Here is a 24,633-nt window from a genome sequence, read left to right as displayed (position 1 = left end):
CGACTTTCTTCGCCGATCGTTGATCTACAGGTGTCCCGTTGCCTCGTTCAAGCCCCCTTGACCTGCGCACTCACGCCATAACGCAGCGGCGTTGAACGATCCTGCCTTACCAGGGCGCCAAGTACTACACGACCTACGGTGAGCAGATCCGTGAGACCGTGAACCAGTGGATCCTGACGAGCGGCGCGTTCGACGGCGTCATCGACTTCGACAAGGTGACGCAGAACCCCGGCAACCCGCTGGCGCTCAACCCCACGTACGACTCCGGCGACCACCTGCACCCGAACGACGCCGGGTACCAGGCGATGGCCGACGCGGTCGACCTGAGCACGTTCGTGCCGTAGCCGGGAGGCGGGGGGGGGGGGGGGGGGGGGGGGGGGGGGGGGCCCCCCCCCCCCCCCCCCCCCCGGCTGAGGTCACGCCAGCTCGGCCGCCGACTCCACCACCACCCCGTACAGGTCCGCGATCGTGGCCAGGGCGCTCCGGTGGACCTGATCGGCGGTCAGCTCCGCGCCGGCGGACGGCAGCGGGCGGGTCGCGCCGGCGTCGGCGACGACGGTGGGGCGGTTGCCGCGCAGGAAGGCGCCGGCGGTGGTGAATGCGACGCACATGTGGGTCATGAAACCGGCGATCACCACGTCCCGGTGGCCGGTGGCGTCGACCAGCGTGCCCAGGTCGGTGCCGACGAAGGCGTCCGGGGCCTGCTTGACCACCACCCGCTCGCCCTCCGCCGGGGCGACGGCCGGGTGGATCTGCCCGATCTCGGCGCGGATGTCGTACGGGGTGCCTTCGCCGCCGTCGTTGACGACGTGGATGACGGTGGCGCCGGCCGCCCGGGCGCGGGCGAGCAGGTCGGCGGCCGCGTCGAGGGCCTGCTGCCAGCCGGTCAGCTCCATCACGCCGCGGGTGTAGGTGTTCTGTTGACGTCCTCTCCCGGCTGAAGCCGGGAGAATCCAACGTTGCGAGGGTGCGCGTGGTTGGTGGTTGACGCTTCATCGCCATCGTTGAGAGGGCTCGGCAGTCCTGACACCGCCCGTCCGGCGGCGTGTTCGACGTTACGGGCGGCGTTGGTATCCGCATTGGCCGTGTACCCGCAACCTGGGGCCTTGCAGGCGAACCGGGACTGCGTCTCCCGGCTGCCCAGGGTGATGAACCCACAGGCGGAGCAGCGCTGGGAGGTTCCGGCGGCGGGCACCTTGATCAGGTGTCCGCCCCGGTCGGCGAGCTTGTACGCCAGCAGCTCGACAGTGCGGCCCCAAGCCTCGCCGACGATAGCGCGGTTGAGCCCGGCTTTCTGCCGGACGCGGGTGCCGGGGGCTTCCACGGTTCCCCGGGCAGACCTGACCATGCTGGTGATGGCCAGGTCTTCCACCCCGACGACGGCGAAGGTGCCGGCGAGTTCGGTGGTGGTCTGGTGCTGCCAGTCGGCGGCGCGGCGCTTGGCTGTCGCGCGGTGCCGGGCGATCTGGTCATAGGTACGGTCAAGACGGTTGCCGGTCTTCTCGCCGAGCTTGCGGCTACGGCGCTGACGTGCGGCCTTGCGCTCCAGGCGGAGCAGACGCTTGCGCTCGCCGTCGGTGAGCCACGGGCCGTGCTCGCGGTTCGTGCCGTCGGACAGCGCGAGCGGGACAACGATGCCCCGGTCGATGCCGACGATGCGGCCCGAGGTCCTCGGTTTCACGTCGTCCACCACGGTTTCGGTGCGGAAGACGATGTGCCACCCGTGGGCCTCCTGTACCAGCCGCGCGCCGGTGATACGACCGGCGGGGCCGTTCCGGATGACGCCGGGCAGGTCCTTCGTCCAGCGGAAGCGGACCAGGCCGAGCTTGGGGATGCGGCACTGGCCCCACCGCCGGCTGACACGCCTGATCTGCAAGTCCCGCCCCTGCGGAACATCCACGGACATGCGGGAACGGATACGGGACTTGAAGTTCGGCGCGTCCGCGCGGCCCTCCCAGCAGTTGACCCACGCCCGGTGGTACTGCTTCAACACCTGCTGCGCGGCCTGGGCGGGGAGCGCGGCCAGCCACGGCACATCCTTGCGGGCCTGCCGGATGTACTGATCGGCGAGAGCCGGCGATACACGCCGCAGCGGGCACGTCCCGGCCATCGTCCACCAGTCGTGCAGCAGATTCCACACCGCCCGCGCTGCATGGCCCTGCTCGTCCAGGGCGATGACCTGCTCGGGCGTTAGGTTGAGCAGAGCCTTGTGTCCACGCTGACGCTTCATCATGTCACCTCCTCCAGTCCGATTCCAAACGATGACCAAGCTAGCGGACAGCACTGACAACAGGGCGGGGTGGTGCGCTGGTGCCGGTCAGAGCGGCGACGGAGTACCGCCAGCGCTTCCGTACGGTCGCGCCGGTCACGCCCCCGGCAGCCGGACGGTGAACGACGTACGGCCGGGTCGGCTCGCCACCGTCACCGTGCCGCCGTGCGCCTGGACGACGGCCTGGACGATGGCCAGCCCGAGCCCGGTCGAGCCGGTGGCGCGCGAACGGGCGCGGTCGCCCCGGACGAAGCGTTCGAAGACCCGGTCCAGCAGCTCCGGAGCGATCCCCGGGCCCTCGTCGGTGACGGTCAACTCGACGTGTCCGTCGGCCGGTTCGAGGCTCAGCTCGACCCCGGTGCCGGGCGGGGTGTGGGTACGGGCGTTGGCCAGCAGGTTCGCCACCACCTGGCTCAGCCGGTGCTCGTCCCCCGACACCAGCACCGGTTCCTCGGGCAGGGCGAGGCGCCAGCGGTGCCCGGGACCGGCCGCCCGGGCGTCGGCGACGGCGTTGAGCGCGACCCGGGTGAGGTCCACCTCCGCCTCGGCCAGCGGGCGCCCGGCGTCCAGGCGGGCGAGCAGCAGCAGGTCCTCGACGATCGCGCCCATCCGCAGCGCCTCGGCGTCGATCCGCTCCAGCGAGTGCCGCACCGGCGCGGGCACGTCCCCGGGGTGGCGCAGCGCCAGCTCGGCGTGGCCGCGCACGGTCGCCACCGGGGTACGCAGCTCGTGGCTGGCGTCGGCGGCGAAGGCGCGCAGCCGCTTCTCCACCGCGTGCCGGCGGGCGAGGGCGTCGCCGACGTGCCCGAGCATCCGGTTGAGCGCCGCCCCGACCCGGCCGACCTCGGTGCGCGGGTCGTCGTCCGGCACCCGCTCGGCCAGCATCACCGCGCCGCTGGCCAGCGGCAGGGCGCTCACCCGCTCGGCCATGCCCACCACCCGCCGCAGCGGGCGCAGCGACCAGCCGACCCACACCGCCCCGGCGGCGCCGGCCGCGGTGACGGCGATCGCGAAGACGGTCAGCTCCAGGGTCTCCAGCCGCTCCACGGTGTCCTCGGCCGGGCGCAGCGGCAGCCCGCTGACCAGTACGTCGCCGTCCCGGCCCGCCACCGCGCGGACCCGGTAGCGGCCCAGCGTCCGGCCGAGGTCGAGGGTGCCGGCCGGGCCGCCGACCGGCAGGGCGGCCAAGGCGTGCTGCTGGGCGGGCGAGAAGGTGACCCGGTCGTCCTCGTCGTCGGGGTTGTCGGCGTCGTCGGCGTCCCCGTCGACCACACCGGCGGCGGTGACCCGGCCGCCCAGCAGCCGCACGCCCAGGGTGCCGGGGGTCTGCGCCCGGGTGTCGGGGCCGGCGCCCGTGCCGGTGTGCTCCAGGCTGGCGGCGTAGCGGCCGCCGGCCTCGGTGAGCTGCTGGTCCAGGCGGTCGACCAGGAAGTGGCGCAGGGCGGCCGCGGTGGCCAGGCCGACGGCGGCGCAGGTGACCACCAGCAGCACCAGCAGGCCGGCGATCAGTCGGGCGCGCAGGGTGCGGGGCAGGAGCTTCCGAGCCACATTCACGACGCGCTTCACGGCACGGTTCGCGGCGCGCTTCACGACGCGCTTCACGGCGCGGCCTTGATCAGGTAGCCGGCGCCGCGCACGGTGTGGATCATCGGGCTGCGGCCCGCGTCCAGCTTCTTGCGTAGATAGCTGATGTACAGCTCCACGATGTGCGCCTGCCCGCCGAAGTCGTACGACCACACCGCATCCAGGATCTGCGCCTTGCTGAGCACCTGCCGGGGGTGGCGCATCAGATAGGCGAGCAGCGCGTACTCGGTCGGGCTGAGCTCGACGGTCTCGCCGCCCCGGGTCACCTCGCGGGCCCGCTCGTCCAGCACCAGGTCGCCGAGCACCAGCGCGTGCGCGGGCACCGGGCGCGGCCCGGCGGGCGGGGCGGCGCGGCGCAGCAGCCCGCGCAGCCGGACCACCACCTCGGCCAGGCTGAACGGCTTGGTCACGTAGTCGTCGCCGCCCGCCGCGATGCCCGCGATCCGCTCCTCGACGGCGTCCCGGGCGGTGAGGAAGAGCACCCGCACCTCGGGCTGCCCGGCGTGGACGCGGCGCAGCACCTCCAGGCCGTCCAGGTCGGGCAGCATCATGTCGAGCACCACGGCATGCGGACGCCACCGGGCCGCCTCCGCCACGGCCTCCGTACCGGTGGTCGCCCCCCGGGCCTGCCAGCCCTCGTAGCGGACGGCGCCGCAGACCACCTCGACCACGTCCGGTTCGTCGTCGACGACCAGGACGCGCCAGTCCGGGCGGTCGGTGGCGGTGTCGTCCATGGGGCTCCTCGGGTCGGCGATGGGGCGACGTTCATTCTGGCCTGCCGCGATGAGAAACCCGTGAGATCACCGGGATCGGTTCGTGGGCCCGCCTATCGACTCCGACCTGCGGCAATGGTGTCACCGGCGGGTGTCGCGGCGGCTCCGGTTCAGAGGTGGCTCAGAGCTTGCGGTGCCATCGTGGACCGCCTCGGCGGGGCCGTGCCACCGCCGGGAGCTGAGGAGGATCCCCGATGACCACTGCCACCGTGCCGAAGTCCCGGCCGAGCGCCGCCGGCCCGCGCCACCGGGCGGCGCCGCGCCCGCCGCTCGCCCTGCCGCCGCGCGCGGCGCTCGGCCTGATCGCCACCGGGGCGCTCGGCGTGCTCGGGCTGTGGTGGGTGAACACGCCGGAGGTGGTCGGCGCGGCCGGCTGGTTGACCGGCGCCGGGCGGATCACCGGGCTGCTCGCCGGATACGCGGCACCGGTGCTGCTCCTGCTGATGGCCCGGCTGCCGCCGGTGGAACGCGGGGTCGGCGCCGACCGGCTGGCCCGCTGGCACGCCTTCGGCGGCCGGTGGCTGGTGTCCCTGGTCACGGTGCACCTGCTGACCGTCATCTGGGGCTACGCACTGACCGACGGGCGCGGGCTGGTCGACGAGGGCGTGGAGATCGTCTTCCACTATCCCGACATGCTCAAGGCCACCTTCGGCACCCTGCTGATGCTCGGCACCGGCGCCGTCTCCGCCCGGGCCGCGCGCCGGCGCCTCTCCTACGAGACCTGGTACTACCTGCACCTGGCGACCTACCTCGCGGTGGCGCTGGCCTTCGCGCACCAGCTGACCACCGGCGCCGACCTGGGCGGCGGGCCCGGCCAGGCCGCCTGGTACGCGCTCTACTTCGGGACGGCGGCACTGGTCGGCTGGTTCCGCCTGCTGTGGCCCTGGCTGCTCGACCGGCGGCACGGGCTGCGGGTGGCCGAGGTACGGCCGGAGGGCCCGGGCGTGGTCTCGCTGTTCCTGTCCGGCCGGCGGCTGGACGAACTCCATGCCGAGCCGGGCCAGTTCTTCCGGCTCCAGTTCCAGGCGCCCGGGCTGCGCTGGGCCGCCAACCCGTACTCGCTGTCCGCGCCGCCGCACCCGGAGTTCCTGCGGTTCACGGTCAAGGACCTCGGCGGGCACAGCGCGGCCGTCGCCGGACTGCGCCCGGGCACCCGGGTACGGGCCGAGGGGCCGTACGGGGCGTTCACCGGGCGGCAGCAGCGGCAGCGCAGGGTGCTGCTGCTCGGGGCCGGCGTCGGGATCACGCCGCTGCGGGCGCTGTTCGAGACGCTGCCGGGCCAGGTCACGCTGGTCCAGCGGGCCCGGCGCGCGGAGGACGTGCTGTTCCGGGCCGAGCTGGCCGAGGTCGCCCGGCAGCGCGGCGCGGCGGTGCACGAGTTGCTCGGCTCGCGGGAGCAGGTCGGGGACCTCGGGGCGGCGCTCGGCCGGCTCGTTCCGGACCTGGCCGAGCACGATGTGTACCTGTGCGGGCCCGAGGCGCTCACCGAGGAGGCCGTACGCGCCCTGCGGGCCGCCGGCGTGCGGCCGGGGCGCATCCACCACGAGTCCTTCGCCTTCTGAGTCCCGCCTTCTGAATCCGCTGACGTTCGTTCCTGGGGAGTTGTTCCACTCATGCGTCGAGCCATTGTCACCAGTGCCGCCACCGCAGCCGGGGTGGTGCTGCTGCTCTCGCTCAAACCGCACCAGACGGCCGGGCCCGCGCCGGTGATCAGTTCGGGGGCGGGTTCCTCCGGATCCGACTCCGGTTCCGCCTCCACCTCCGGGTCCGCGTCCGGGTCCACCGGTGCTTCCTCGGCCCCCTCGGCCGCGCCCGCGCCGGCCTCCTCCGGCGGCACCACCCGGAAGATCAGCGGGGACACCGTGAACACCCGGTACGGCCCGGTGCAGGTGCAGGTCACGCTCGCCGGCAGCCGGATCACCACCGTCGACGTGGTCAAGTACCCCAACGAGGAACGCCGGGACCGCGAGATCAACAGCAGTGCCCTGCCCCTGCTCAACCAGGAGGCGATCTCCGCGCAGAGCGCCCAGATCGACGTGGTCAGCGGCGCGACCTACACCAGCGACGGCTACGTCCGCTCGCTGCAGAGCGCGCTCGACCGGGCGAAGAGCTGAGGCCCGGTGCTGCGCCACGCCGAGCCCGTGATGGGCACCGTGTTCTCGATCGCCGTCCGCGACCCGGGCCCGGACACGCCCGGGGCGCTGCGGCGGATCGTCGAGCGGCTGCACCGGATCGACGCGGTGTTCTCGACGTACCGGCCGGAGAGCCAGATCAGCCTGCTCGGGCGCGGTGAACTGGCCCTCGCGGACTGCGATCCGGAGGTCCGCACGGTGCTCGCCGCCTGCCGCGAGGTGGCGGCCGAGACCGACGGCTACTTCACCGAGCAGCCCGGCGGGCGACTCGACCCCAGCGGCTGGGTCAAGGGCTGGGCGGTCGAGGAGGCGGCCGCGCTGCTGCGCGCCTCCGGCGCCCGGCAGTACTGCGTCAGCGGCGGCGGGGACGTGCAGACCTCCGGCGGCCCGTGGCGGATCGGCATCGCCGACCCCCGGCAGGACTCCACGGACCCGGGCCGGCTCGTCGCCGTACTGAGCGGCCGCGACCTCGCGGTGGCCACCTCCGGCACCGCCGAGCGCGGCGCCCACATCCTCGACCCGCACACCGGCCGCCCCGCGGACGGACTCGCCTCGCTCACCCTGGTCGGCGCCCCGGGCACCGGCATCGCCCGCACCGACGCGTGGGCCACCGCCGCCTTCGCCATGGGCCCCGAACGCGCGCTGGCCTGGGCCACCCGGCGGCCGGCCATCGAGGCGCTGGCCGTGCTGCCGGACGGGACGAAGCGCTGGACGCCCGGCCTGCCCCAGCACCTCCCGCCGTCCGGTCCGGCCGACTGGCAGCTCGCGGCGCGCTGACCCGCCCGTCCAACGTCCGTATCGCTGAACCGACTTCACTCCATCAGGTGAACCCCGCGATCATGCCTCGCCCGTCGCTCCACCATGGTCAATAGTGGGAGACCGATCGGGTACGGAACGCCTGGTCCGACCACACCCGAGCCGAGCTGGATCGAGGAGGCCATGTGACACCCGTCGTCGCCCGTGCGGCCGGCCGGGGAACGGGCGCGGAGCCCGCGAGCGCCTTCGGGCGCGCCCCGCACCGGATCGCCGCCGTGGACGCCGCCCGCGACGCGCTCGCGAGCCGCGCCCCGATCGGCGCGCTGCCGGGCCCGGGCGTATGAGTGCCCCCACGGGCGCCCCGACCGGCCGTACCGCACTGGTCGTCGTCGACCTGCAGAACGACTTCTGCGCCGGCCCGGTGGCCGCCGCCCGCTACCCCGGCGACCCGACCCGGCTCGCCACCGTCGCCGCCAACACCGCCCGGGCCGTCGAGGCGGCCCGCGCGCACGGCACCGAGGTGCTCTTCGTCCGCTTCATCGGCGATCCGGTCCACCAGGGCGCGAGTTGGCGCCACCGCGACGCCGCGCTCGGCAAGCGGCCCAAATGTCTGGACGGCACCTGGGGCGCCGAGTTCCACGCCGTGACCCCGGCGCCGGAGGAGGCGGTGTTCACCAAGGCGGCCTGCTTCGACGCCTTCCTGAGCGAGGGCTTCGAGGCGCACCTCGTCCGCGGCGGGGTCCAACACCTCGCGCTGGCCGGAGTGTTCGCGGACGTCTGCGTGGACAGCACCGCCCGGACCGCCTTCCAGAAGGGCTTCCACGTCACGCTGCTCACGGACTGCACGGCCGCGCTGCACCTGCCGGACGAGGCGATCCTGGGCTTCATGCGCCGGGTCTACGGCGCCCGCGTCACCACGCACGACCGACTCGCCGTCTGGACACGGCATCCCGAGACCTGAGGAGCAGCCCATGGGTGTTGGCGTAGACGAGATCACCGGCGTGGACGAGGGCGTGGCACTCGCCGCCCTCCTGGTCGCCGCCGCCCGCGCGATCGAGACCCATCGCCCCGACGCCCTCGCCCGGGACGCGTACGCCGAGCACTTCGTCCGTGCCGCCCCCGCCTCCGCGCAGTGGCCCGTCCACCCCCGGGACGTCCCGGACGGCGACGCCGATCCGCTCTGGGGCCGGCTCGGCCGCTACTTCGCCCTGCGGACCCGGGCGTTGGACGACCAACTGCTGCGCGCCGTCCAACTCGGCACCCGCCAGGTGGTCCTGCTCGGAGCCGGCCTGGACGCCCGCGCGTACCGGCTGGACTGGCCGCCCGACTGCGTCCTCTACGAGGTCGACCGCCCCGGGGTGCTGGCCTTCAAACAACGGGTGCTCGACGGCCTCGACGCCCGGCCCCGGGCACCGCGCCGGGTGCCGGTCGAAGCCGACTTCCGCACCGACTGGGCCGCCGCCCTCACCGCCGCCGGGTTCCGCCCGGACCAACCGACCGCCTGGCTCGCCGAGGGTCTGCTCCTCCACCTGCCCGGCGCCGTCGAACGCGACCTCTTCGCCGCCGTCGACCAACTCAGTTGCTCCGGCAGCACCTTGGCCTACGAGGCCGAGATCGGCGTGGAGTCGGCAGCGGTGCGCGACAACCCCGTCCACACCGCCACCCGCGAACGCACCGGCGTCGACCTGCTCGCCCCCTACGATGCCGAGCCCCGCCCCGACACCCTCGCCGACCTCACCGCCCGCGGCTGGTCCACCACCGCCCACACCCCCTTCGAGTTCACCCGTCACTACGGCCGCGGCCCGCTCCCCGAACCGGACGGCACCCTGGCGGCCAACCGCTGGGTCTTCGCCGTCCACCCCTGACCGCTGAGGCCCCTTACGCCCCCTGCACGCCGCTACGCACGCACCTGCTGCGCCGCCCGCCCGGCCTCCCGCGCCACCAGCGGCGCCAGGTACGACCACCGCCGCGAACCGTCCGGACACACCCCGCCCTCGACCAGCGCCGACACCGCCCGACGGGTGAACGGCAGCCACACCGCCATGTCGTGCTCGAAGGTGCTGTGGCAGGCCTCGCGCCGCCGGTCGATCTCGGCTGCGTCGAGCCGCGCCCGGACGGTGGCGACCAGCGTGTAGCAGGAGGCCGGCTCACTCCAGCCCAACCAGCCGATCACCGGCGAACCGACGTCCTCCGGCAGCAGACCCAACTCCTCCTCCAGCGACCGGTACACCAGCGCGTAGAAGTCCTCGGCCGCCCCCGGCTCGTCCCGGTACTTCATCGTCTCGTTGATCCCGACCGTCCACTGCGCCGGAAAGGTGTTGACGGCCAGTGAACGCCGGAGCAGCAGCAGCCTCCCGGCCCGGTCCCGCACGGCCACGCAGGCACTCACCATGGTCGGCGGCGCGACGGCGACGAACGCGGCGAGGCCCTGCCCCAGCGTCTCCCGCAGCAGCCGGGCGGCCTCCGGGTCCTCCCGCCCCAGCCGGGTGGTGGCCATGCACTCCGCGTAGTCGCTCTCGGCGATGCCCACCTCGCACACCCGGGCCGCACTGTGCTCACCGTGGTCGACCGTCAGCCGCGTGATGTACGCCGTACGCCCCGCCGCCCCACCCTCCCGCTGCCGCGCCACCTCGTCGGCCCAGCCCGTCCGGTCCAGCACATGTGGGCGCTGCAGCCGCCCCTCGTACCCGGTCACCAGCGTCCCCGGCGTCAGCGGCCGCGCCCTCGACCAGGTGATCAGCGGCACCAGCCCGTCCGCCGCTACGTCATGCGCCCGCGCCCCCACCGTCAGACTGCCCCGCCGCACCCGCGCCAGCGGAACCCGGGACCCGCCGAACTTCGCGAAGTCGTACACCAGGTTGGTCACCACGCCGAGCAGCAGTGCTCCCCCGATCCCCAGCAGCCACTCCACACGGTCCCCCCAACTCTCGTGCCCGACCGTCCCATTGTGGAGTCGACGCGCCCAGGCTGAAACCCTTTCGGGCACGTCGGTTTCCGATCAGGAGGACGGCAACCAGCCGGTCTGCTTGCGCGCCAGGCCCGCTACTCGCTGACCACCGCGGACGGCACGAGACTCAACCCGGCCGACCTCGACCGGCTGGCGGCCCTGCGGGCGGACGCGGCGGCCTGGATCTCCCGGGAGCACGACTCGCCGCAGTGGTCGACGCCCTTCGACCGTCTCACGGTCGACCGCCGGTACGTCGGCCAGGGCATCGGAGCCCGCCTGGCCGACTGGGGCCGGTGGCGGGCAGCGACGGCGGGCGCCGAGCTGGTCCGGGCGAACGCCTGGAGCGACAACACAGCCCTGCACGCCTACTACCGGGCGTATGGCTGGCGGTTGCTCCGGATCGTCGAGGGTTCGCGGTCGGGGGCGTTGTTCGAGATGCCGGTGCGCCGCACGCCCGCCGTAGGGGTGTACGAGGTGGGCCAGGTCCCGCTGCTCAGCTGACCGGTCACCCCCGGATCCGCCGGAACACGGCGACCAGGATCAGCGCCGTGAGCCCCAACAGGATTCCGGCCTCGACCAGTTGGATCGGCACCAGGTGGCCGGCGGGGTGGTACCGGAGCCAGGAGGCGGTGGCCTCGTCGCACCGGTGCGTGAACTGGCACTGGTCGCCGCCGATCCGGCTGCCGTCGGGCATGATGACACCCCGGTCGATCAGCCAGGCGTTGGTGGGCTGCGCGGCGCCCAGTCCGGTCATCTTGTCCGGCAGGCCGGCCACCTCGTCCACCACGGGGTAGAAGGACGGGCGGCCCCAGCGGATCAGGCCGTGGACGGCCACGACCAGCGTGGCGGTGATGAACATCGCGGGCAGCGTCCGGCGCACCAGCTGACCGGCCAGCACGCCCAGCGCCAGGGCGAACAGCGACCAGGCGACCGGCGCGATCCCGAGGGCCGGGTAGGTGAAGAACTGGAACGGCGGATCGAAGGCGACCGGCCCGTGCACGATGTCCACCCACCACACCAAGCTCATCAGCGCGGCGAGCACACCGGAGAAGGCCAGCACGGCGAGACCGGGCACCGCGAGGCGGGCGGCCAGCCAGCGCACCGGGCTGACGGACTGCGCGCGGATCAGCCGGATCGTGCCACGCTCGTACTCCCGGGCCAGCAGCGGCGCGCCGATGAACACGCCGATCAGCAGCGGGACGGCGGTGACAGCGGGCTGGAGGACCCGGAGGTACCAGAAGTCCGGTTCGTCGATCGGCGACAGGAGGGTCCAGCACTGGGTGCTGCCCCAGGTCTCCGGGCTGTAGCAGCCGGTCCGCCGCAGCACGCCCACGACGTGGTGGCAGGCGATGTGGATCCAGAGCAGATCGGCCATCGCCAGGACCAGCAGTGCACCCAAGCTCCAGAGGAGGAAGCGGTCCTGACGGAGCGCCAGCCAGAGCAGGCCGCGCAGTCGGGGGGTCGCGGAGCGCTTGACGCCGGCGGACGCGGCGAACCGATCGGTCAGGGCGTTCGTGCTCATGCGGTGGCCTCGTCGTTCCGGTGCTCGTCGTTCCGGTGCTCGTCAGGTCGGCCCTGGCTCCGGGCGGCACCCGGCCGCGGGTCGGCCGGCCCCCGGAGGTAGCCGAGCAACAGGTCCTCCAGGTTGGGCCGTTCGCTCTCCCACCGGCCGTCCAGCGGCTCCCCGGTGCGCACCAGCACGGTGGCCCGGCGCCCGCCGACCCGCTGCTCGACGACCAGTTCGGCCGGGAGGCCGACCGCCTCGGCGGGCCCGGTGAGCAGCTGGTGCCCGTCCAGGACGTCGTCCAGCTCGCCGGCCAGCCGGATCCGCCCGCCCTGGACGAGCAGCAGGTGGTCGATGGCGCCGTCCAGTTCGGGGAGGATGTGCGAGGACAGCACGATGGTGGTGCCGCGCTCGGCGGCGACCGACATCAGGGCGCCCATGAGCTGGTGCCGGGCGAGCGGGTCGAGGTCGGCCATCGGCTCGTCGAGCAGCAGCAGTTCGGGGAGCTTGCCGAGGGCGAGTGCGAGGGAGACCCTCGTGCGCTGGCCGCCGGAGAGCGAGCCGACCTTGGCGCGAGGACTCAACTCGCCCTGATCAACGATGCGTTGGGCCGTTACGTCGTCCCAGACCGGGTTGAGTTCGCGGCCCATCCGCAGCGTCTCGGCGACGGTCAGGCCCGGGTAGAGCGGCTTGTCCTGCGCCACGTAGGCGACCTCGGCACGCAGTTCGGGTGTCGCGGCCGGCTCGCCGAACACCCGCAACTCACCTTCGGTGGCGTCGAGTTGGCGGGCGGCAAGGGAGAGCAGGGTGCTCTTGCCCGCACCGTTGGGGCCCACCACGCCACAGATCCGCCCGGCCGGGACGGTGAAGTCACAGCCGCGCAGGGCCCAGCCGCCCCGGTACCTCCTGCCGAGGCCGACGGCCTCCAGCGCCGGAGTCATGGTCGTCGGGTCGTCGTCCACCCGGTCCCCCCACTGTCTCTCAGTTCGGTGTAGCCGGGGAGACCCCGGTGTCAAAGCGCTGCTCCAGCACGGAGGCCATCAGCGCGGCGATGTCCTCGCGCTCCAGCCCGGCCTCCCGGGCCCGGTCCACCCACCCGACCAGGTCCGCCCGCAGCGGCCCGTCGGCCGCCGCCTCCGGCCGGGCGAGCGAGCGCCGGACGAAGGTGCCGAGCCCCGGGCGCGGCTCCACCAGCCCCTCGCGTTCGAGTTCGCGGTAGGCCTTCAGCACGGTGTTGGGATTGATCGCGGTGAGCTCGACCACCTCACGGGCGGTCGGCAGCTTGTCCCCGGGCTGGAGCAGTCCGAGCCGCAGCGCCTGCTTGGTCTGCTGCACGATCTGCTGGTACGTGGAGACGCCGCTGCGCCGATCGATGCGGTACTCGATCACACCCGTTGCGGCCTTTCACTAGTTCAATAGTGGAATGGTGGCCCACTGCGGCGCGCGGGTCAAGCCGAACCCCCGGGGTCCCCTGCCGAGGTCAGGGGCGTTTCAGCAGGAGCAGACCGTCCTGGTCCACCAGCCGCCGGTAACCGAGGTCCTGGTACACCGCCAGCATGCTCGCGGTGGCGGCGGTGGCACACGGGGACTGGACGCTCGGATCCCGCAGGTCGACCGCCACCCACTCCGGCGTCGGCACCACCGGCACCTGGCACACCAGGGTGACCTCCGCCCGGCCGGTGAGCTGGGCCGCCAGCCGGTTGGAGGCGGCCACGGTGGCGTCGTCGGGTATCAGGCGCAGCAGGGCCCGGGTCTCGGTGAGCCTCGGCGGGGTGCGCCAGGCCTCGGGCATCACCACCTCGTGCAGCGGGTAGAGCGGCAGCGTCACGGCCGTCACCAGCACGCTCACGGCGAGCGCGCGCCGGACCCGGCGGGCGTCGGGTCCGCGCAGGGCCCCCGGGCGCCGCAGGTCGCCGGTACACCGCAGCGTGTCGATCAGGGCGGCGAACACGATCGGCATCAGCACCGCGCTGTAGTGGTAACTGACGCCCCAGTGATGCGGATTGGTCGAGAGCAGCCGCCAGCCCAGGGTGGGCGCGCAGAGCAGGAGGAGCGGCGAGCGCAGGCAGCGGAACCCGCCGGTGGCGGCGAGCAGGAACAGCAGCAGCCACTTGATCGGCGGCCAGCCGAGCCGCAGCGGCACGGCCCACGGCGAGGGCCGCCCGCCGCCGTCCAGCTGCTGCCAGTAGTCGAAGCTCCCGCTGGGGTTGAACGCCGGCAGCACGACCAGCAGGGTGAGCGCGGCCGCGGCGACGCCGACGGCGGCGAGGGCGAACCCGGGCAGCGGGCTGCGCCGGTCCTGCCGGGCCTGCCAGGCGAGAAGCAGGCCGACGGCGCCGACCGTCAGCCCCAGATCCTCCTTGACCAGCAGCAGCGGCAGCGACCAGAGCGCGGCTGCCAGCGGCCGTCGGCGCCCCAGCGCGGTGGCGGCGAAGGCGAGCAGCGGGACGGCGAACGCGATCTCGTGGAAGTCGTCGGCCGCCGCCCGGACGATCCCCCAGGAGGCCCCGGTGGCGCAGCCGACCACCAGCGCGACCCGCGGCCCGGCCACCTCGTGCGCCCAGCGGGTGAGCGGGACGACGGCCAGCGCCATCAGCAGCGCCTGGGCGACGACGAGGGTGAGGACGCTCGGGAAGACCCGGTAGACGGGGGCGAGCACGGCGATCAGCGGGTGGAAGTGGTCCCCGAGCAGGTGGTAGCCGGGCCCCTTGAGCGGGACGATCGGTGCCCGACCGTGGGCGTACGCCCGTACGGCCTGCTCGAAGATGCCCAGGTCATAGGCCTTGGTGAGGCCGCGTCGGTGCCGGTTGACGGCGACGCAGGCGTACAACGCGGCGAACCCCGCCGCCAGGCCCCAGGCGAGCACGGCGGGCCGGTGCAGGAGCGGCACCGCGCGTGGCAGCGGTCGGGCCGGGCGGGGCGGGCGGTGCGGACGGAGCGGGGAGAGGGCCAGCGACATCGGCAAAGTACCCTTTCACTATTCGATTAGTGGAAGGGTGGTGGAAGTCCGAACAGCCGTCAAACCCGGTCCGCCGACGCCGACCGGGCCCTCGTCATGCCCTCCGGGACCCGCGTGCGGCGTGGTCGCCCGCGTCCGGTGACGTACGCGGGCGACCACATCGAAGGTCGTTCGAGGGCCTTACGCCAGGGTCACCCCGACGGTCGCGGTCCAGATGTTGTCGTTCGAGGCCGTGGGCGCGACGGCGCTGCCCCAGGCCAGGACCAGCCGGGTGGGCGACAGCGCGGAGAAGCCGAAGGTGTCCCCGGGCCACACCGAGCCCGTCCCGAAGCCCTGCGAGACCTGGACCGGGGCGGACAGCCACCCCTTCGTCGTCGAGAAGGTCCGGAGGTACTGGGCGTAGCCGCGCGGGTCGCTGCTCGACAACCAGCCCACGTACACGATCCCGGGCGGCCCGGCGACCACCTGCATGACGTGCGGGACGTTCAGGGTGTCCGCGGGCACCTGCACCGGCGCGGACCAGGTCGCACCGTGGTCCTGCGAGTACGACAGCCATCCGGTGTCGCTGTTCGAACCCTGGGTGTCCCAGGTCGCGTACAGCGTGCCGTCCGGGCCGAGCGCCTCGCTGCCGTCGATCCACCACTCGCCGTTGTTCATCGTCCCCGCGTCGCCGCCGATCCGCACCGGCTGCGTCCAGGTCGCGCCGCCGTCGGTGGAGCGGGTCGCGTAGGTGTAGGCGACGGTCAGGTCGTCGGTGGGAACGTTGGTGACGACGTAGCCCTGGTAGAGCACGTCGATCGAGCCGTCCGGCTCGACCACGACGGGCGCGCTGTCTGCGCCGCTGTTCGGATAGCCGGGGCTGATGTGCGACATCGCGCTCCAGGTCCGGCCACCGTCGGTGGACTTCTGCATCACCGCGTTGACGTCGCCGGTGGCGAAGGAGCAACTGCCGCTCGGCGCGCAGACGAAGGTCACCGCGGCCGTGCTCGGCCCGTAGTCCCAGGTCAGGTACAGCGTCCCGTCGGGGCCGGCGGTGATGAAGTCCCGGTCACCCCAGTTGTTCGCGTCCGGCGGGACGATCGCGCTGACGGTCTTGAAGCTGGCGCCGTGGTCGGAGCTGGCGTCGACGACGGGGTAGGTCAGGCCGGAGCGGGAGACCATGAACGCCACGTAGACCGTGCCGTCCGGCGCGACGGTGATCGCCGGGTCCCAGGTGCGGCTGCCCTTCTGTCCGGTACTGCCCGGCAGCATGACCGGCGTGCCGAAGGTCGCCCCGCCGTCCGGCGAGCCCGCGAATCCGATGCCCTTGCAGCCCATCCACGTCTCGTACACGGCGTTCAGCGTCGCGTCGACGGCCTGGATGGTCTCGGCGTTCTGCCCCGTGCAGACGGCCGAGATGTCCGTCGGGGTGCTGATCGCGTAGGACGCGCTCAGCCCGGTAGAAGGGTTCTGATGTCCGGTCGACTGGGTGGAGCTGCGGGTGTCGACCGGCGCTGCCTGCGCCGGTCCCACCGCGAGGGCGAGGGCGGTGACCCCGGCGCAGAGGCCGGCTATCAGGGATCTGAGCGTGGCGCGACGTGGACGTGCGTGCACGGCTGATCTCCTCCGGGTGGAAGCGAGTTGAGGGTAGCGAGCCGTCGGCACCGCCGTCGCCTCCGGCCCCCGGACGGGATTCCCCCAACTGCCGCTTCCGAAGCCCCTTACCCACGGCCCCTGCCGAAGCCCCGCCGCCCGGCGCATCGTCCGGCCAGCGGGGCCCGCTCGCGTCCCAGGTGGTCAGCGCGGAGCGATCTGGCTGGTGACGGTCGGATCGGTGATCGCGCTGTCACGGGCCGGCAGCAGCGCCTTGCCGAGGATGACCGCCAGCATGTGGTCACCCTCGAAAGGCGGTTGAGGCTGACTGTCGGCCGGCCCGTCGGTGCCGGGCACGATGCACAGATAGGTGTCGTTCGGCGACATCAGGATGTTGCCCGAGCCCAGGTGGATCCGGTACGTCCGCAGCTCGCCGCGGACCTCCAGGAAGCGCCCGTCCACCTGGTGTTCTTCCGCCCGACCAAGCAGACCTCCTACGTCCACATCGACGCCCTGTTCGGCCCACCCGGGCGCAACGCCATCGACTGGGACCTCATCGAGTCCCACTTCAAGGACCTCATGCGGGTGGCGCTGTCAGTGCGCGAGGGCAAGATCTCCTCCGTCCTGCTGCTGAGGCGCCTGCGCTCCGGCTCCCACAAGAACGCCCACTACGCGGCGTTCCGCGAGGTCGGCCACGTGATCCGCACCATCCAGCTGCTGCGGTACCTGACCGACCCGCAGATGCGCCGGCGCGTGACGGCCGCGACCAACAAGGTCGAGGCGTTCAACGGCTTCTCCGAGTGGGTGCGCTTCGGCAACCGGGGCGTCATCGCCGACAACGACCCCGTCGAGCAGGAGAAGGCGGTCAAGTTCAACGCCCTGCTCACCAACTGCCTGATCTTCCACAACACCCTGGACATCGCCCAGGCGGTGCGCGAACTGCAGGCCGAGGGCTGGAAGATCGCCCCGGAGGACCTGGCCGAGGTCTCGCCCTACCTGACGGAGAAGATCACGCGGTTCGGCGAGTACTCCACCCACGAGCTCGACCTGCCCCCGGAGGCGTACGAGCCGCACCTGGACGTCGACTTCACCAAGCTCGACCCGCAAGACCTGGCCGCGGCCTCCTGACGGTCACCGCCGCTTCGCGAGCGGGCGGCGCCGGCCTGACCGGTGCCGCCCTGCGAGGCCGATGTCAGCCGACCGGTGGCAGCGCCCGCAGAGCCAGGTGCGGGGCGATGCCGTGATGTCCGCCGCGCACAGTACCGCGTCGACGGGCGGGGACCGCCGCACGTAAGCCGGATGCCCCCAGGTACTGCGTGAGCGTCAGGAGGCAAGCGGTCCGAACGCCGCCACCGCCAGCCGGTAGGCCGGGGCTGGCGGGGCACCCGTCCTGCCGTCCGTCTCGGCCACCGAGTACTCCAGTCGCTCCCGAAGGTCCTGAGTGGCGAACATGCCGTTCGCGTAGCCGAGGTCGTGGCCGGTCTTGCCCCAGAGCACGGTGCCGTCCGCCAGCATCGCCTTCTGCAGTCCCGCGCTGAAGCAGGCCAAGCCCTTGTCCGGGCCGGAGGCGCAGTTCGGGTCCTGTGATGGCAGCAACCGGCCCGCCGCGTCCCTCGGCAGGGTAAGCAGCTCGCTCTGCTGGGCCGGTGGCAGCAACTCGCCGTCCAGCAGTGCGCGCAGGAAGCGGTCCAGGTCGCCGGTGGTGGAGACCGTTGAGGACGGGTCGCCGCCCTGCTCGGTCACCTCGGCTAGAGTGCCCGCGCTGTCGGTCAGGTAGGCCGGCAAGTGCGGGTCGGGCAGGAAGGGGTCGCCCTGCGGCACCCAGGTGTGGGCGAGGCCCAGCGGCCGCACGATCCGAGCTGTCACCTCTTGGGCGAAGGAGTGCCCGGTCACCTGCTCGATGATCCGCCCCGCCACGCGGTACGCGAAGGAGTTGTACTGCTGTGCCGTGCCGGGCGCGAAGACCGGCCCCGGCCAGGGGCGATCGGTGGGCCGCAGGGTCTGCTGGATGATCTGGTCGAAGGTCTGGTACTGAAGACGACCCGCGCTCTGCTGGTCCACCGTGATGGGTGGCGCGCCAGCGTTCACGTCCGGCAGGCCGCTGGTGTGGTTGAGCAGCTCACGGATCGTGATCGGCTGGAAGGTGTCCGGCAGCACCCCCGGCAGGTACTGCTGGACGGTGCCGTCCAGGTCGACCCGGTGCTCAGCGGCGAGCTGGAGCATGACGGTGGCCAGGAAGGTCTTGCTGATGCTGCCTACGTGGAACTCCGCGCCCGGCGCCACCCGCTGCCCGGTAACCGTGTCGGGGTCGGCGCCGCGCCAGCTCCAGCCGTCCAGCGTCACCCGGCCGACACCGCCCACGGCGGGTTCGCCCGGGCGGATCGAGAAGGCGGTGCTCAACACGGCGCGGCTGGGGTGCTGGGTGGGATAGGCACCGTCCGCGCTAGCGGCCAGCGCGGTGCCGGGCGCGGTGGCCAGTAACAACGTGGCGCAGGTCAGGATTAACGGCTTCTTCATGGGTCCTCCGGCGCGGGCGACAGGTCGTACCCGGATCTTGACCCACCTCGCCGGTACGGGACCTCAGGGCAGCACCCGGAGATCTCCCGGAGGCATCCCTGAGAGTCCACCAGGGTTCTCCCTTGATCCGATGATCGGGCGGAGCCGGTCCGCTCGCGAAGCTACGGCGAAGGGACATGTAAGCGAGCGTGACGGGCGTGACGGTGGGTCACTCTCACAAATGAACAGTTGCGAGAGTTCTGAGAGGCCCCCAAATCGTGTCCGGTTTGTCCATGTCTTCACTCGCAGAGAACCGTCCTCCGCCCCGAAGACCCGCTCACCCCCGAGGAGATCGACCTGCGCGAGCGCCTGGTCGCCCAGCGCGCCGAGCTGGACGCCGCCGAGTTGGAAGAGGTGCACCCGTGATCCCCGGCCCGCACCGGCTCAAGGGCGGCGCGCTGCTGCTCCGCGCCGAGGAACCCGGCCTGCCCGGCCCGTTCGGCAGCTGGCCCCAGGACGACCAGGAGCCCGCCGAGCCCGAGCCCGCCGGCCAGGGCGAACCCGAGCTCCGGTGCTGAGCGCCGGGCGGCCCAGGTCGGCCGAGGGCGTCCGGCCGGACGGCGCGCGATCCTGGAGACGTGGCTCGCATCCGGTACTGCGAGAACTGCGGCGCCCGGCTCCCCCTGAAATCCTCGCCCCGGCGCCTGTACTGCGACGGCTCCTTTGTCTCTGCAACCGCCGTGTCCCATGGGTCTTGTGTCGCTTTTTGACGGCGGTCAAGTTGAGGTGGCCCACACAGGCTCGTGGGAGCGCGTGTCTCGTTTCCGGCACCTCTTTGCGGCCCAGCGGCTTCACTCGGATGGGGGACCTCCAGACCAGGCTGTGGATCCGTTCATGAGACTCAGCGCAGGAGCTGGGTCACAGTTCCCGAGCCGGCCGCGCGACCGTGGAGACGGAAGGCGAATGACTGGCCGTCCTCAAGAGCGACGGGCCGTTCGAGCGTGACCGTCACCGCACCCATGTGAAGCGGTTGCAGCGCGTCCGTTTCACGAGGCAGCGTCACCACGCCCCTCGCTGCAGCAGCCTGGATATAGAAGTCGAGGCTCTCCCCGGTGAGCACTTCCGCGCCGCCCTGTTCCTCCGGCAGTAGCGTGATGTCCGCAGCGAAGGCGACATGTGCGCCGATTGAGCCCGGTGCCGCGAGAACCTGCCCCCGCTCCACTGCTCCCGCCATCACACCAGGCAGCAGCAGCCCCACGTTCATGCCCGCATTCGCCTCGTTGACGCGCAGACTGCTCACGTCGATGTCCGTGACATGAGCGAGCGCATCGCCGCCGAAGCCGACGAGCTCCACCGCGTCGCCCTTGCGAACCCGGCCGCGCTCGATCCGGCCCGTCGGCATGACCAGCCTGCCCTGCCTCGGGAAGATGACATCCTCGACAAGCATCAGGAACGGCTTCTCCATGGCACTCACCAATGCTCCCCCGAAGGCCTCGCGTGCTAGCTGCGAACAGGTGTCCGAGACTAACAATGATCATGGGTCGTCCAGCGCATGCTGGACAGATGCCCCCGCCGCGAATACTCGGGCAGGACCTAACTGCATGGCCTGGTGGCCGGGATTCGGATGGGCGTCGGCAGGGGCTGAAGTCTGGTCGGCTCCGCCTGATTCTTGCGGAGGCTTTGGATCTCGTCGTGTTGGGCGGCCAGGCGTGAGAGGGCCAGGGTCTTGAAGGAGGTCAGCTCTGCGATGGTCGTCTCGCGTCTGGCGATGCGCTCCCTCAGAACGGTGTTCTCGCCCTTCAGGCGCGTGATCTGCGTGTCTCGCGGATCTGGGCTGCCATCGGTGGCTTCCAGGGCCTTCAGTCGTCGTTCGAATTCCTCGGCGAGGTGCTGGTAGGGACCCGGTCGCGTTCCCTTGGCGTAGAAGCCGGTGCGTGTCACGCCTGCTTCGGAGGCGAGGGTCTTGATGTCGCACTTTCCGCCCGGTGGGAGCTCGCCTCGTAGGAGCCGGTCCATCGCGGCTCGGATCGCGGCCTCATTGTGTTCGAGTTCGGTGCTGCTGAGGCGTCCCATCTACTGTTTCCTTCCTGTGGCCGCATCGATCTCCTCCAGCACGCGCTCGTCGCGCTCCAACTCATCTTCCAGGCGGGCGCGTTCGATCCTCTGGGTTCGGCCGAGACCGGCGATGAACACCTTCTTTGTTCGCGCGGCCTCGGCCCAGACCGGCCGGTGGCAGGGGTGGTGGGTGGCCTGCGGACAGCGAGCCGAGTCGCAGAGCCCGATCAGCGGCTTGTCTGCCTGCGGGGTGCCGGCGAGCTTCAGGCAGAGTGCCCGGCCCGGGTCGCTGAACCAGCAGTAGTTCGCGGTGCCGAGGTGAAGTGTCTGGGCCCTCTTGGCCAGCAGGTTGCGGACTTCCTGCTCCGCGGCGACGGTCTTGGGTGAGGCAGGTGCCCCGTCGGTGACGCGGCCGTCGATGTGGGCGAAGAGGTCGAGCAGGTCGCGGGCCCCGGGGCCGGCAGGCATGACTCCGGCCTGGTAGTTGCGGAACTCCGCGAGGAGGAGGGAGAGATTGCGCTCCTGCTCGTGTGCGTTGACCTCGGCCACCAGCTTGGCCTGGGCGCCGCCCGGTCGGGCGGCGTATCCCTCCGTTGTGGCCACCGAGATGTGCTTCAGCGCGATCTTGGCAGCGAGCAGGCCGCCGGGGCGGTAGGCCATCTCCACGGCCAGCGTGCGTCTGAGGATACGCATGTTGACCTGGCCCTCCGGGATCAGATCCAGGCCAAGCCGCCGCCCGGCCGGCCCGTTCACCCAGGGCCGCAGGGAGTGCTCGTAGCGGCTGGTGAAGCCGATCCGGCCGAACAGCAGCTGACCGGTCTCAGTGGAGTCCAGCAGCTGCTCTGCCAGCGCAACAGCGCGTTCGACCTGCTCGACGACGACCCATTCGTCCTCAATGCCGCCCAGCGGCTGCCCTTTGACGATCCGGCTAAAGAGCCGGTGCCGGAAGAGACCGGGTGCGACCTCCTGCGGGGGCTGGCGGCAGCCGATCCGCAGTTCCATCAGCTCGCTGGAGCGCATTCCGGATGCCGCGGCGATCACCGCCAGGCATGCGGTCCGTCCGACTTCCACCAAGTCCATGGCTTCCCTGGTGTGCAGCGGAAGGCTCCAGGGCAGTGCTGTCGGCCCGTCGGCGCGGGAGATCTCGGTGGCAGATCGGAGCCAGTACTTCTGGGTTCCGACCTTGTTCACGGCAGCCTCAAGAAGACTTCTCAGGCGATTGTTGTCGACAGAGCGGTGCCGGAAGTCGCCGTAGCCTGCCTCGTTGGCGAGAGCGATGAAGCTGACCTTCAGGAGCGGGTCATTCGGCTCCCAGCCGTCGCTCAGGCGCTGGGTGATCTGGCTGTCGATCACTTCCACCAGCGGTTGCCCGCTGCTGACGTGGTGCTCGATGACTGTAGCCATGGTGGCCGCTGGCGGCCGTCGAAGGGGCCGGGACCCGCGGTCGGCGCGGTGCGACCGAACCTGGCGGTGGAGGCTGATCAGGTGCGGGCCGAGGGTTTCGACGACGAACAGGCTCGCAGCGAGGAAGGGCCGCAGGATCTCGTCGGCCAGGGGCTGGGTCTTGTTGTCGCCTGCGCCCTTCATGCCGACAACCGCTGATGAGGACGCTCCGTTCCAGGGGTGGAATCCCGGCCGGTAGCGGTCGGTCGTGAACAGCTCGGCGTAGGAGGCCAGGTCGAGCACGGCGCATGCGGCATGCCGGCGTTGGGAGTCGCTGGCCGGCCGGACAGCGGTGCCGTTCGGGTCGTAGATGTGGCTGCGGTGGGCGAGGAAACGCTCGCAGTGGCCTTCGTCGACCTGTCCGAGCGTGTTCACGTGGTGCGCGGTCAGCCAGTTCAGCCAGTGGGTCAGCATTTCCAGCTTGCGCACGCATGTTCGTAGCGCGAGTGGGGCCCGATAGGCGTGCGGAAGGACCACGACGGCAGGATGCCTTGGGGCAAGGAATGCGAGCATCAGCTCCTTGGCGACCGGCCGCCAGAGGGAATTTCTGATGAGGGTGAAGTCCCAGTGATATTCGCTGGGCGGGGCCTGGACCGGCAGGTTGGCGATGCCACGCAGGTCCCAGACGTCTTCCTCGAAGCGCGGCGATCGGTGTCCGGGGCGGACCGTGAAGCCGGCTTCCTGGCAGATGTCCGCACCTGCGAACGGCGGCTGCGGGGCGCTGTCGTAGGCGGCATGGGCGGTCATGTGGTGCGTTCCTCCGCTCGTAGTGGTAGCTCGTCGTCGTCATCGCCGACTTCTGTGGCGGCGCGGGCGAGCAGATCGGGATCGAAGCGCTCCAGGATGTGGGGGATGTGCTGGGCATAGGGGCCGAAGACGGCCATGAACTGGTTGGCTGGCAGTTGTCTCCACTGCCGGGCGAAGAAGGCTTTGAGCCGCAGCAGGTTGGCCGCGTGCCGGGGAGCGAACACGGCGAGAGGACAGAGCAGGCAGACCCACGGGCGGGCCGGACAAGGCTTGCCGACCGGGCCGTGCAGGCCCGCGAGCTGGTCCGCGCAGGCGGCCGTAAATACGTCGCGCTCACCGCCGACCAGTTCCCGCAAGGCATCGGCGTCCAGGCCCAGCCGCGCGGAAACCTGCGGGAGGTCGCGGACCGCCGCGGCGATGTCGTCGTCGCCGAGTACGACGGGTGGTTGGGCGCGTCGCAGTAGGTCCGTCTGGGCGTCTTCGATGATCGCTTCGACGGCCCGCCGCTGGACTGCGGTCCCGACTGTCAGGTAGCGGTCTCCCTCGACCTGCGGCGAGTGGTTGGGGTCGATCGTCGCGCGCCCGCTGCCGTACCAAGCCCGCCGATCCCGCCGGACGTGGTAGGTCGTGCGGATGCGCTGCCGGTGCACTGCCAGCAACTGTCCACTGTCGTCGAGGACTTCGTAGCGGCGGATCCAGGCCCGGACCGAGATGTCGGAGATCCGCATGGTCTCCGCGACGACACCGGCGCTGGGACGGTGGCGGATCCACAGACGCTCGCGCGCCGACGGCGGACAGAAGGACCGCAGCAGGGCGGAGTGCTCCAACCAGCGCTCCAGCAGCCTGATCGCGCTCTTCGGCAGGTTCACGCTCTCCTTGGCCGTGCGGCCCTTGACGTAATCGAGCAGGACGGTGCTGTTGCCGGCCCAGTCGATGTCTCCCAACCCGAGTCCGTCGATGCCGTCGGGGACGATGCCGGTGTAGGCGCCGAACAGCAACTGGTAGGCGATCACCACCTCCGGCGTCGGGAACAGCTCGGCGCGAGCCTCGGGCAGGCCGAACCGCGTCCTCGCGGTCTCGGACGGCTGCCCCAGGAGACGACCGACCTGGTCCCTGGCCAGCGGACCGTGATGTGACAGGAGCCGCCGAAGACCGTTGGGCGGCGGGGGCCAGGGACAACCGGGCGGCAGGTCGTCGCATTCCGCTGCTGCTGCCAGCGCTGCCCGGTGCGAGGAAAGAGATCTGCCCACCAGCGTCCGACATGCTGTGACCAACCGGTCCCATTCCGTCTCGCTGTAGGGCCCGCGTTCGACATAATTCCGCGGCCTGGAGCTGCGAATCCGGGGTCTGACCTGGGCGGACGTGCGTGTGTCCGCCTGGAGGGCGTTTCTCTAGG

At 71.9% G+C, this 24,633-nt stretch carries 25 protein-coding genes and 1 pseudogene; 10 read left to right on the top strand and 16 right to left on the bottom strand.

The genetic code is table 11. The features are described 5' to 3' along the window. Positions 1 to 98 precede the first annotated feature (98 nt). Complete coding sequence (locus tag ACGF12_RS34550; RefSeq protein ID WP_393039216.1) at positions 99 to 344, top strand: SGNH/GDSL hydrolase family protein; 246 nt, start codon at positions 99 to 101, stop codon at positions 342 to 344. A 72-nt stretch (positions 345 to 416) separates the two neighbouring features. Here the strand turns inward: ACGF12_RS34550 and ACGF12_RS34545 are convergent. The 4 genes and pseudogenes from ACGF12_RS34545 to ACGF12_RS34530 all read right to left on the bottom strand — a co-directional run. Further along, positions 417 to 920: pseudogene (locus tag ACGF12_RS34545) on the bottom strand (isochorismatase family protein); the annotation flags it as partial. Further along, positions 896 to 2,230, bottom strand: a complete 1,335-nt coding sequence (locus ACGF12_RS34540) for an RNA-guided endonuclease InsQ/TnpB family protein (RefSeq protein ID WP_393039213.1) — start codon at positions 2,228 to 2,230, stop codon at positions 896 to 898. The gene ACGF12_RS34540 and the pseudogene ACGF12_RS34545, both read right to left, overlap by 25 nt. A gap of 135 nt (positions 2,231 to 2,365) precedes the next feature. After that, on the bottom strand, positions 2,366 to 3,817 hold the full coding sequence (locus ACGF12_RS34535; RefSeq protein ID WP_393039210.1) for a sensor histidine kinase: 1,452 nt from the start codon (positions 3,815 to 3,817) through the stop codon (positions 2,366 to 2,368). Positions 3,818 to 3,867: 50 nt separating this feature from the next. After that, positions 3,868 to 4,587 (bottom strand): response regulator transcription factor, encoded by a 720-nt coding sequence (locus tag ACGF12_RS34530; protein ID WP_393039199.1) that lies wholly within the window; start codon positions 4,585 to 4,587, stop codon positions 3,868 to 3,870. Between the two features lie 233 nt (positions 4,588 to 4,820). Between ACGF12_RS34530 and ACGF12_RS34525 the strand changes: the two genes are divergently transcribed. The 6 genes from ACGF12_RS34525 (at position 4,821) to ACGF12_RS34500 (ending at position 9,379) form a co-directional block, all read left to right on the top strand. After that, positions 4,821 to 6,188 (top strand): ferric reductase-like transmembrane domain-containing protein, encoded by a 1,368-nt coding sequence (locus ACGF12_RS34525; protein ID WP_393039196.1) that lies wholly within the window; start codon positions 4,821 to 4,823, stop codon positions 6,186 to 6,188. Positions 6,189 to 6,239: 51 nt separating this feature from the next. Next, positions 6,240 to 6,740 (top strand): FMN-binding protein, encoded by a 501-nt coding sequence (locus tag ACGF12_RS34520; protein WP_393039193.1) that lies wholly within the window; start codon positions 6,240 to 6,242, stop codon positions 6,738 to 6,740. A gap of 30 nt (positions 6,741 to 6,770) precedes the next feature. Continuing rightward, complete coding sequence (locus ACGF12_RS34515; RefSeq protein ID WP_393039207.1) at positions 6,771 to 7,535, top strand: FAD:protein FMN transferase; 765 nt, start codon at positions 6,771 to 6,773, stop codon at positions 7,533 to 7,535. 164 nt (positions 7,536 to 7,699) lie between these two features. Continuing rightward, entirely contained in the window at positions 7,700 to 7,858 is a 159-nt protein-coding gene (locus ACGF12_RS34510) for a hypothetical protein (protein WP_393039190.1), read from the top strand. Then, on the top strand, positions 7,855 to 8,475 hold the full coding sequence (locus ACGF12_RS34505) for a cysteine hydrolase family protein (protein WP_393039187.1): 621 nt from the start codon (positions 7,855 to 7,857) through the stop codon (positions 8,473 to 8,475). The genes ACGF12_RS34510 and ACGF12_RS34505 overlap by 4 nt, the downstream gene beginning before the upstream one ends. Positions 8,476 to 8,485: 10 nt before the next feature. Beyond that, positions 8,486 to 9,379, top strand: a complete 894-nt coding sequence (locus tag ACGF12_RS34500) for an SAM-dependent methyltransferase (RefSeq protein WP_393039184.1) — start codon at positions 8,486 to 8,488, stop codon at positions 9,377 to 9,379. Positions 9,380 to 9,411: 32 nt separating this feature from the next. On the opposite strand, the gene ACGF12_RS34495 is transcribed toward ACGF12_RS34500, so the two are convergent. Next, a complete protein-coding gene (locus ACGF12_RS34495) occupies positions 9,412 to 10,425 on the bottom strand; it encodes a hypothetical protein (RefSeq protein ID WP_393039181.1) in 1,014 nt (337 codons plus the stop codon). Between the two features lie 111 nt (positions 10,426 to 10,536). Between ACGF12_RS34495 and ACGF12_RS34490 the strand changes: the two genes are divergently transcribed. After that, the gene (locus tag ACGF12_RS34490; RefSeq protein ID WP_393039204.1) at positions 10,537 to 10,962 is read left to right on the top strand and encodes a GNAT family N-acetyltransferase; all 426 of its coding nucleotides are present in this window, start codon (positions 10,537 to 10,539) and stop codon (positions 10,960 to 10,962) included. 4 nt (positions 10,963 to 10,966) lie between these two features. On the opposite strand, the gene ACGF12_RS34485 is transcribed toward ACGF12_RS34490, so the two are convergent. The 6 genes from ACGF12_RS34485 to ACGF12_RS34460 all read right to left on the bottom strand — a co-directional run bounded on the left by ACGF12_RS34485 (position 10,967) and on the right by ACGF12_RS34460 (position 16,958). Further along, positions 10,967 to 11,983 carry a hypothetical protein gene (locus tag ACGF12_RS34485; RefSeq protein WP_393039178.1) on the bottom strand — a complete coding sequence of 339 codons (1,017 nt, stop codon included), beginning with the start codon at positions 11,981 to 11,983 and terminating at the stop codon, positions 10,967 to 10,969. Beyond that, entirely contained in the window at positions 11,980 to 12,927 is a 948-nt protein-coding gene (locus ACGF12_RS34480; protein ID WP_393039175.1) for an ATP-binding cassette domain-containing protein, read from the bottom strand. The genes ACGF12_RS34485 and ACGF12_RS34480 overlap by 4 nt, the downstream gene beginning before the upstream one ends. Before the next feature lie 19 nt (positions 12,928 to 12,946). Then, positions 12,947 to 13,354, bottom strand: a complete 408-nt coding sequence (locus tag ACGF12_RS34475; RefSeq protein WP_393039172.1) for a GntR family transcriptional regulator — start codon at positions 13,352 to 13,354, stop codon at positions 12,947 to 12,949. A gap of 91 nt (positions 13,355 to 13,445) precedes the next feature. Then, positions 13,446 to 14,924, bottom strand: coding sequence for a DUF2079 domain-containing protein (locus ACGF12_RS34470; RefSeq protein ID WP_393039169.1), 1,479 nt, complete (start codon positions 14,922 to 14,924; stop codon positions 13,446 to 13,448). A gap of 180 nt (positions 14,925 to 15,104) precedes the next feature. Next, the gene (locus tag ACGF12_RS34465; RefSeq protein WP_393039166.1) at positions 15,105 to 16,517 is read right to left on the bottom strand and encodes a hypothetical protein; all 1,413 of its coding nucleotides are present in this window, start codon (positions 16,515 to 16,517) and stop codon (positions 15,105 to 15,107) included. 183 nt (positions 16,518 to 16,700) lie between these two features. After that, positions 16,701 to 16,958 carry a hypothetical protein gene (locus tag ACGF12_RS34460; RefSeq protein WP_393039163.1) on the bottom strand — a complete coding sequence of 86 codons (258 nt, stop codon included), beginning with the start codon at positions 16,956 to 16,958 and terminating at the stop codon, positions 16,701 to 16,703. Between the two features lie 3 nt (positions 16,959 to 16,961). Here ACGF12_RS34460 and ACGF12_RS34455 point away from each other — a divergent pair, with 3 nt between their 5' ends. Then, positions 16,962 to 17,624, top strand: coding sequence for a Tn3 family transposase (locus ACGF12_RS34455; RefSeq protein ID WP_393039160.1), 663 nt, complete (start codon positions 16,962 to 16,964; stop codon positions 17,622 to 17,624). A gap of 195 nt (positions 17,625 to 17,819) precedes the next feature. Here the strand turns inward: ACGF12_RS34455 and ACGF12_RS34450 are convergent, their stop codons facing one another. Next, on the bottom strand, positions 17,820 to 19,013 hold the full coding sequence (locus ACGF12_RS34450; protein WP_393039157.1) for a serine hydrolase domain-containing protein: 1,194 nt from the start codon (positions 19,011 to 19,013) through the stop codon (positions 17,820 to 17,822). Positions 19,014 to 19,414: 401 nt separating this feature from the next. On the opposite strand from ACGF12_RS34450, the gene ACGF12_RS34445 reads away from it, so the two are divergent. Continuing rightward, positions 19,415 to 19,570: a hypothetical protein gene (locus tag ACGF12_RS34445; protein WP_393039154.1), complete on the top strand. Its 156-nt coding sequence runs from the start codon at positions 19,415 to 19,417 to the stop codon at positions 19,568 to 19,570. 323 nt (positions 19,571 to 19,893) lie between these two features. Here the strand turns inward: ACGF12_RS34445 and ACGF12_RS34440 are convergent, their stop codons facing one another. From ACGF12_RS34440 to ACGF12_RS34425, 4 genes are all read right to left on the bottom strand, one after another. Further along, positions 19,894 to 20,457, bottom strand: a complete 564-nt coding sequence (locus ACGF12_RS34440; RefSeq protein ID WP_393039201.1) for an EF-Tu/IF-2/RF-3 family GTPase — start codon at positions 20,455 to 20,457, stop codon at positions 19,894 to 19,896. A 128-nt stretch (positions 20,458 to 20,585) separates the two neighbouring features. Beyond that, the gene (locus ACGF12_RS34435; protein ID WP_393039151.1) at positions 20,586 to 21,065 is read right to left on the bottom strand and encodes a hypothetical protein; all 480 of its coding nucleotides are present in this window, start codon (positions 21,063 to 21,065) and stop codon (positions 20,586 to 20,588) included. Beyond that, positions 21,066 to 23,237: a site-specific integrase gene (locus tag ACGF12_RS34430; protein ID WP_393039148.1), complete on the bottom strand. Its 2,172-nt coding sequence runs from the start codon at positions 23,235 to 23,237 to the stop codon at positions 21,066 to 21,068. Further along, positions 23,234 to 24,250, bottom strand: coding sequence for a hypothetical protein (locus ACGF12_RS34425; RefSeq protein WP_393039145.1), 1,017 nt, complete (start codon positions 24,248 to 24,250; stop codon positions 23,234 to 23,236). Before ACGF12_RS34425 ends, ACGF12_RS34430 begins: the two co-directional genes overlap by 4 nt. Positions 24,251 to 24,633: the final 383 nt, after the last annotated feature.

The sequence above is a fragment of the Kitasatospora sp. NPDC048296 genome, from assembly GCF_043201815.1.
Taxonomy (GTDB): domain Bacteria; phylum Actinomycetota; class Actinomycetes; order Streptomycetales; family Streptomycetaceae; genus Kitasatospora.
This window is presented reverse-complemented; position numbering and strand designations above follow the sequence as displayed.

Excerpts from the sequence above, each read along its gene's own strand:
- ACGF12_RS34540 (WP_393039213.1), bottom strand. The coding sequence starts at position 2,230 with ATGAAGCGTCAGCGTGGACACAAGGCTCTGCTCAACCTAACGCCCGAG.
- ACGF12_RS34530 (WP_393039199.1), bottom strand. The coding sequence starts at position 4,587 with ATGGACGACACCGCCACCGACCGCCCGGACTGGCGCGTCCTGGTCGTC.
- ACGF12_RS34525 (WP_393039196.1), top strand. The coding sequence starts at position 4,821 with ATGACCACTGCCACCGTGCCGAAGTCCCGGCCGAGCGCCGCCGGCCCG.
- ACGF12_RS34520 (WP_393039193.1), top strand. The coding sequence starts at position 6,240 with ATGCGTCGAGCCATTGTCACCAGTGCCGCCACCGCAGCCGGGGTGGTG.
- ACGF12_RS34515 (WP_393039207.1), top strand. The coding sequence starts at position 6,771 with ATGGGCACCGTGTTCTCGATCGCCGTCCGCGACCCGGGCCCGGACACG.
- ACGF12_RS34505 (WP_393039187.1), top strand. The coding sequence starts at position 7,855 with ATGAGTGCCCCCACGGGCGCCCCGACCGGCCGTACCGCACTGGTCGTC.
- ACGF12_RS34500 (WP_393039184.1), top strand. The coding sequence starts at position 8,486 with ATGGGTGTTGGCGTAGACGAGATCACCGGCGTGGACGAGGGCGTGGCA.
- ACGF12_RS34485 (WP_393039178.1), bottom strand. The coding sequence starts at position 11,983 with ATGAGCACGAACGCCCTGACCGATCGGTTCGCCGCGTCCGCCGGCGTC.
- ACGF12_RS34470 (WP_393039169.1), bottom strand. The coding sequence starts at position 14,924 with ATGTCGCTGGCCCTCTCCCCGCTCCGTCCGCACCGCCCGCCCCGCCCG.
- ACGF12_RS34450 (WP_393039157.1), bottom strand. The coding sequence starts at position 19,013 with ATGAAGAAGCCGTTAATCCTGACCTGCGCCACGTTGTTACTGGCCACC.
- ACGF12_RS34440 (WP_393039201.1), bottom strand. The coding sequence starts at position 20,457 with ATGGAGAAGCCGTTCCTGATGCTTGTCGAGGATGTCATCTTCCCGAGG.
- ACGF12_RS34435 (WP_393039151.1), bottom strand. The coding sequence starts at position 21,065 with ATGGGACGCCTCAGCAGCACCGAACTCGAACACAATGAGGCCGCGATC.
- ACGF12_RS34430 (WP_393039148.1), bottom strand. The coding sequence starts at position 23,237 with ATGACCGCCCATGCCGCCTACGACAGCGCCCCGCAGCCGCCGTTCGCA.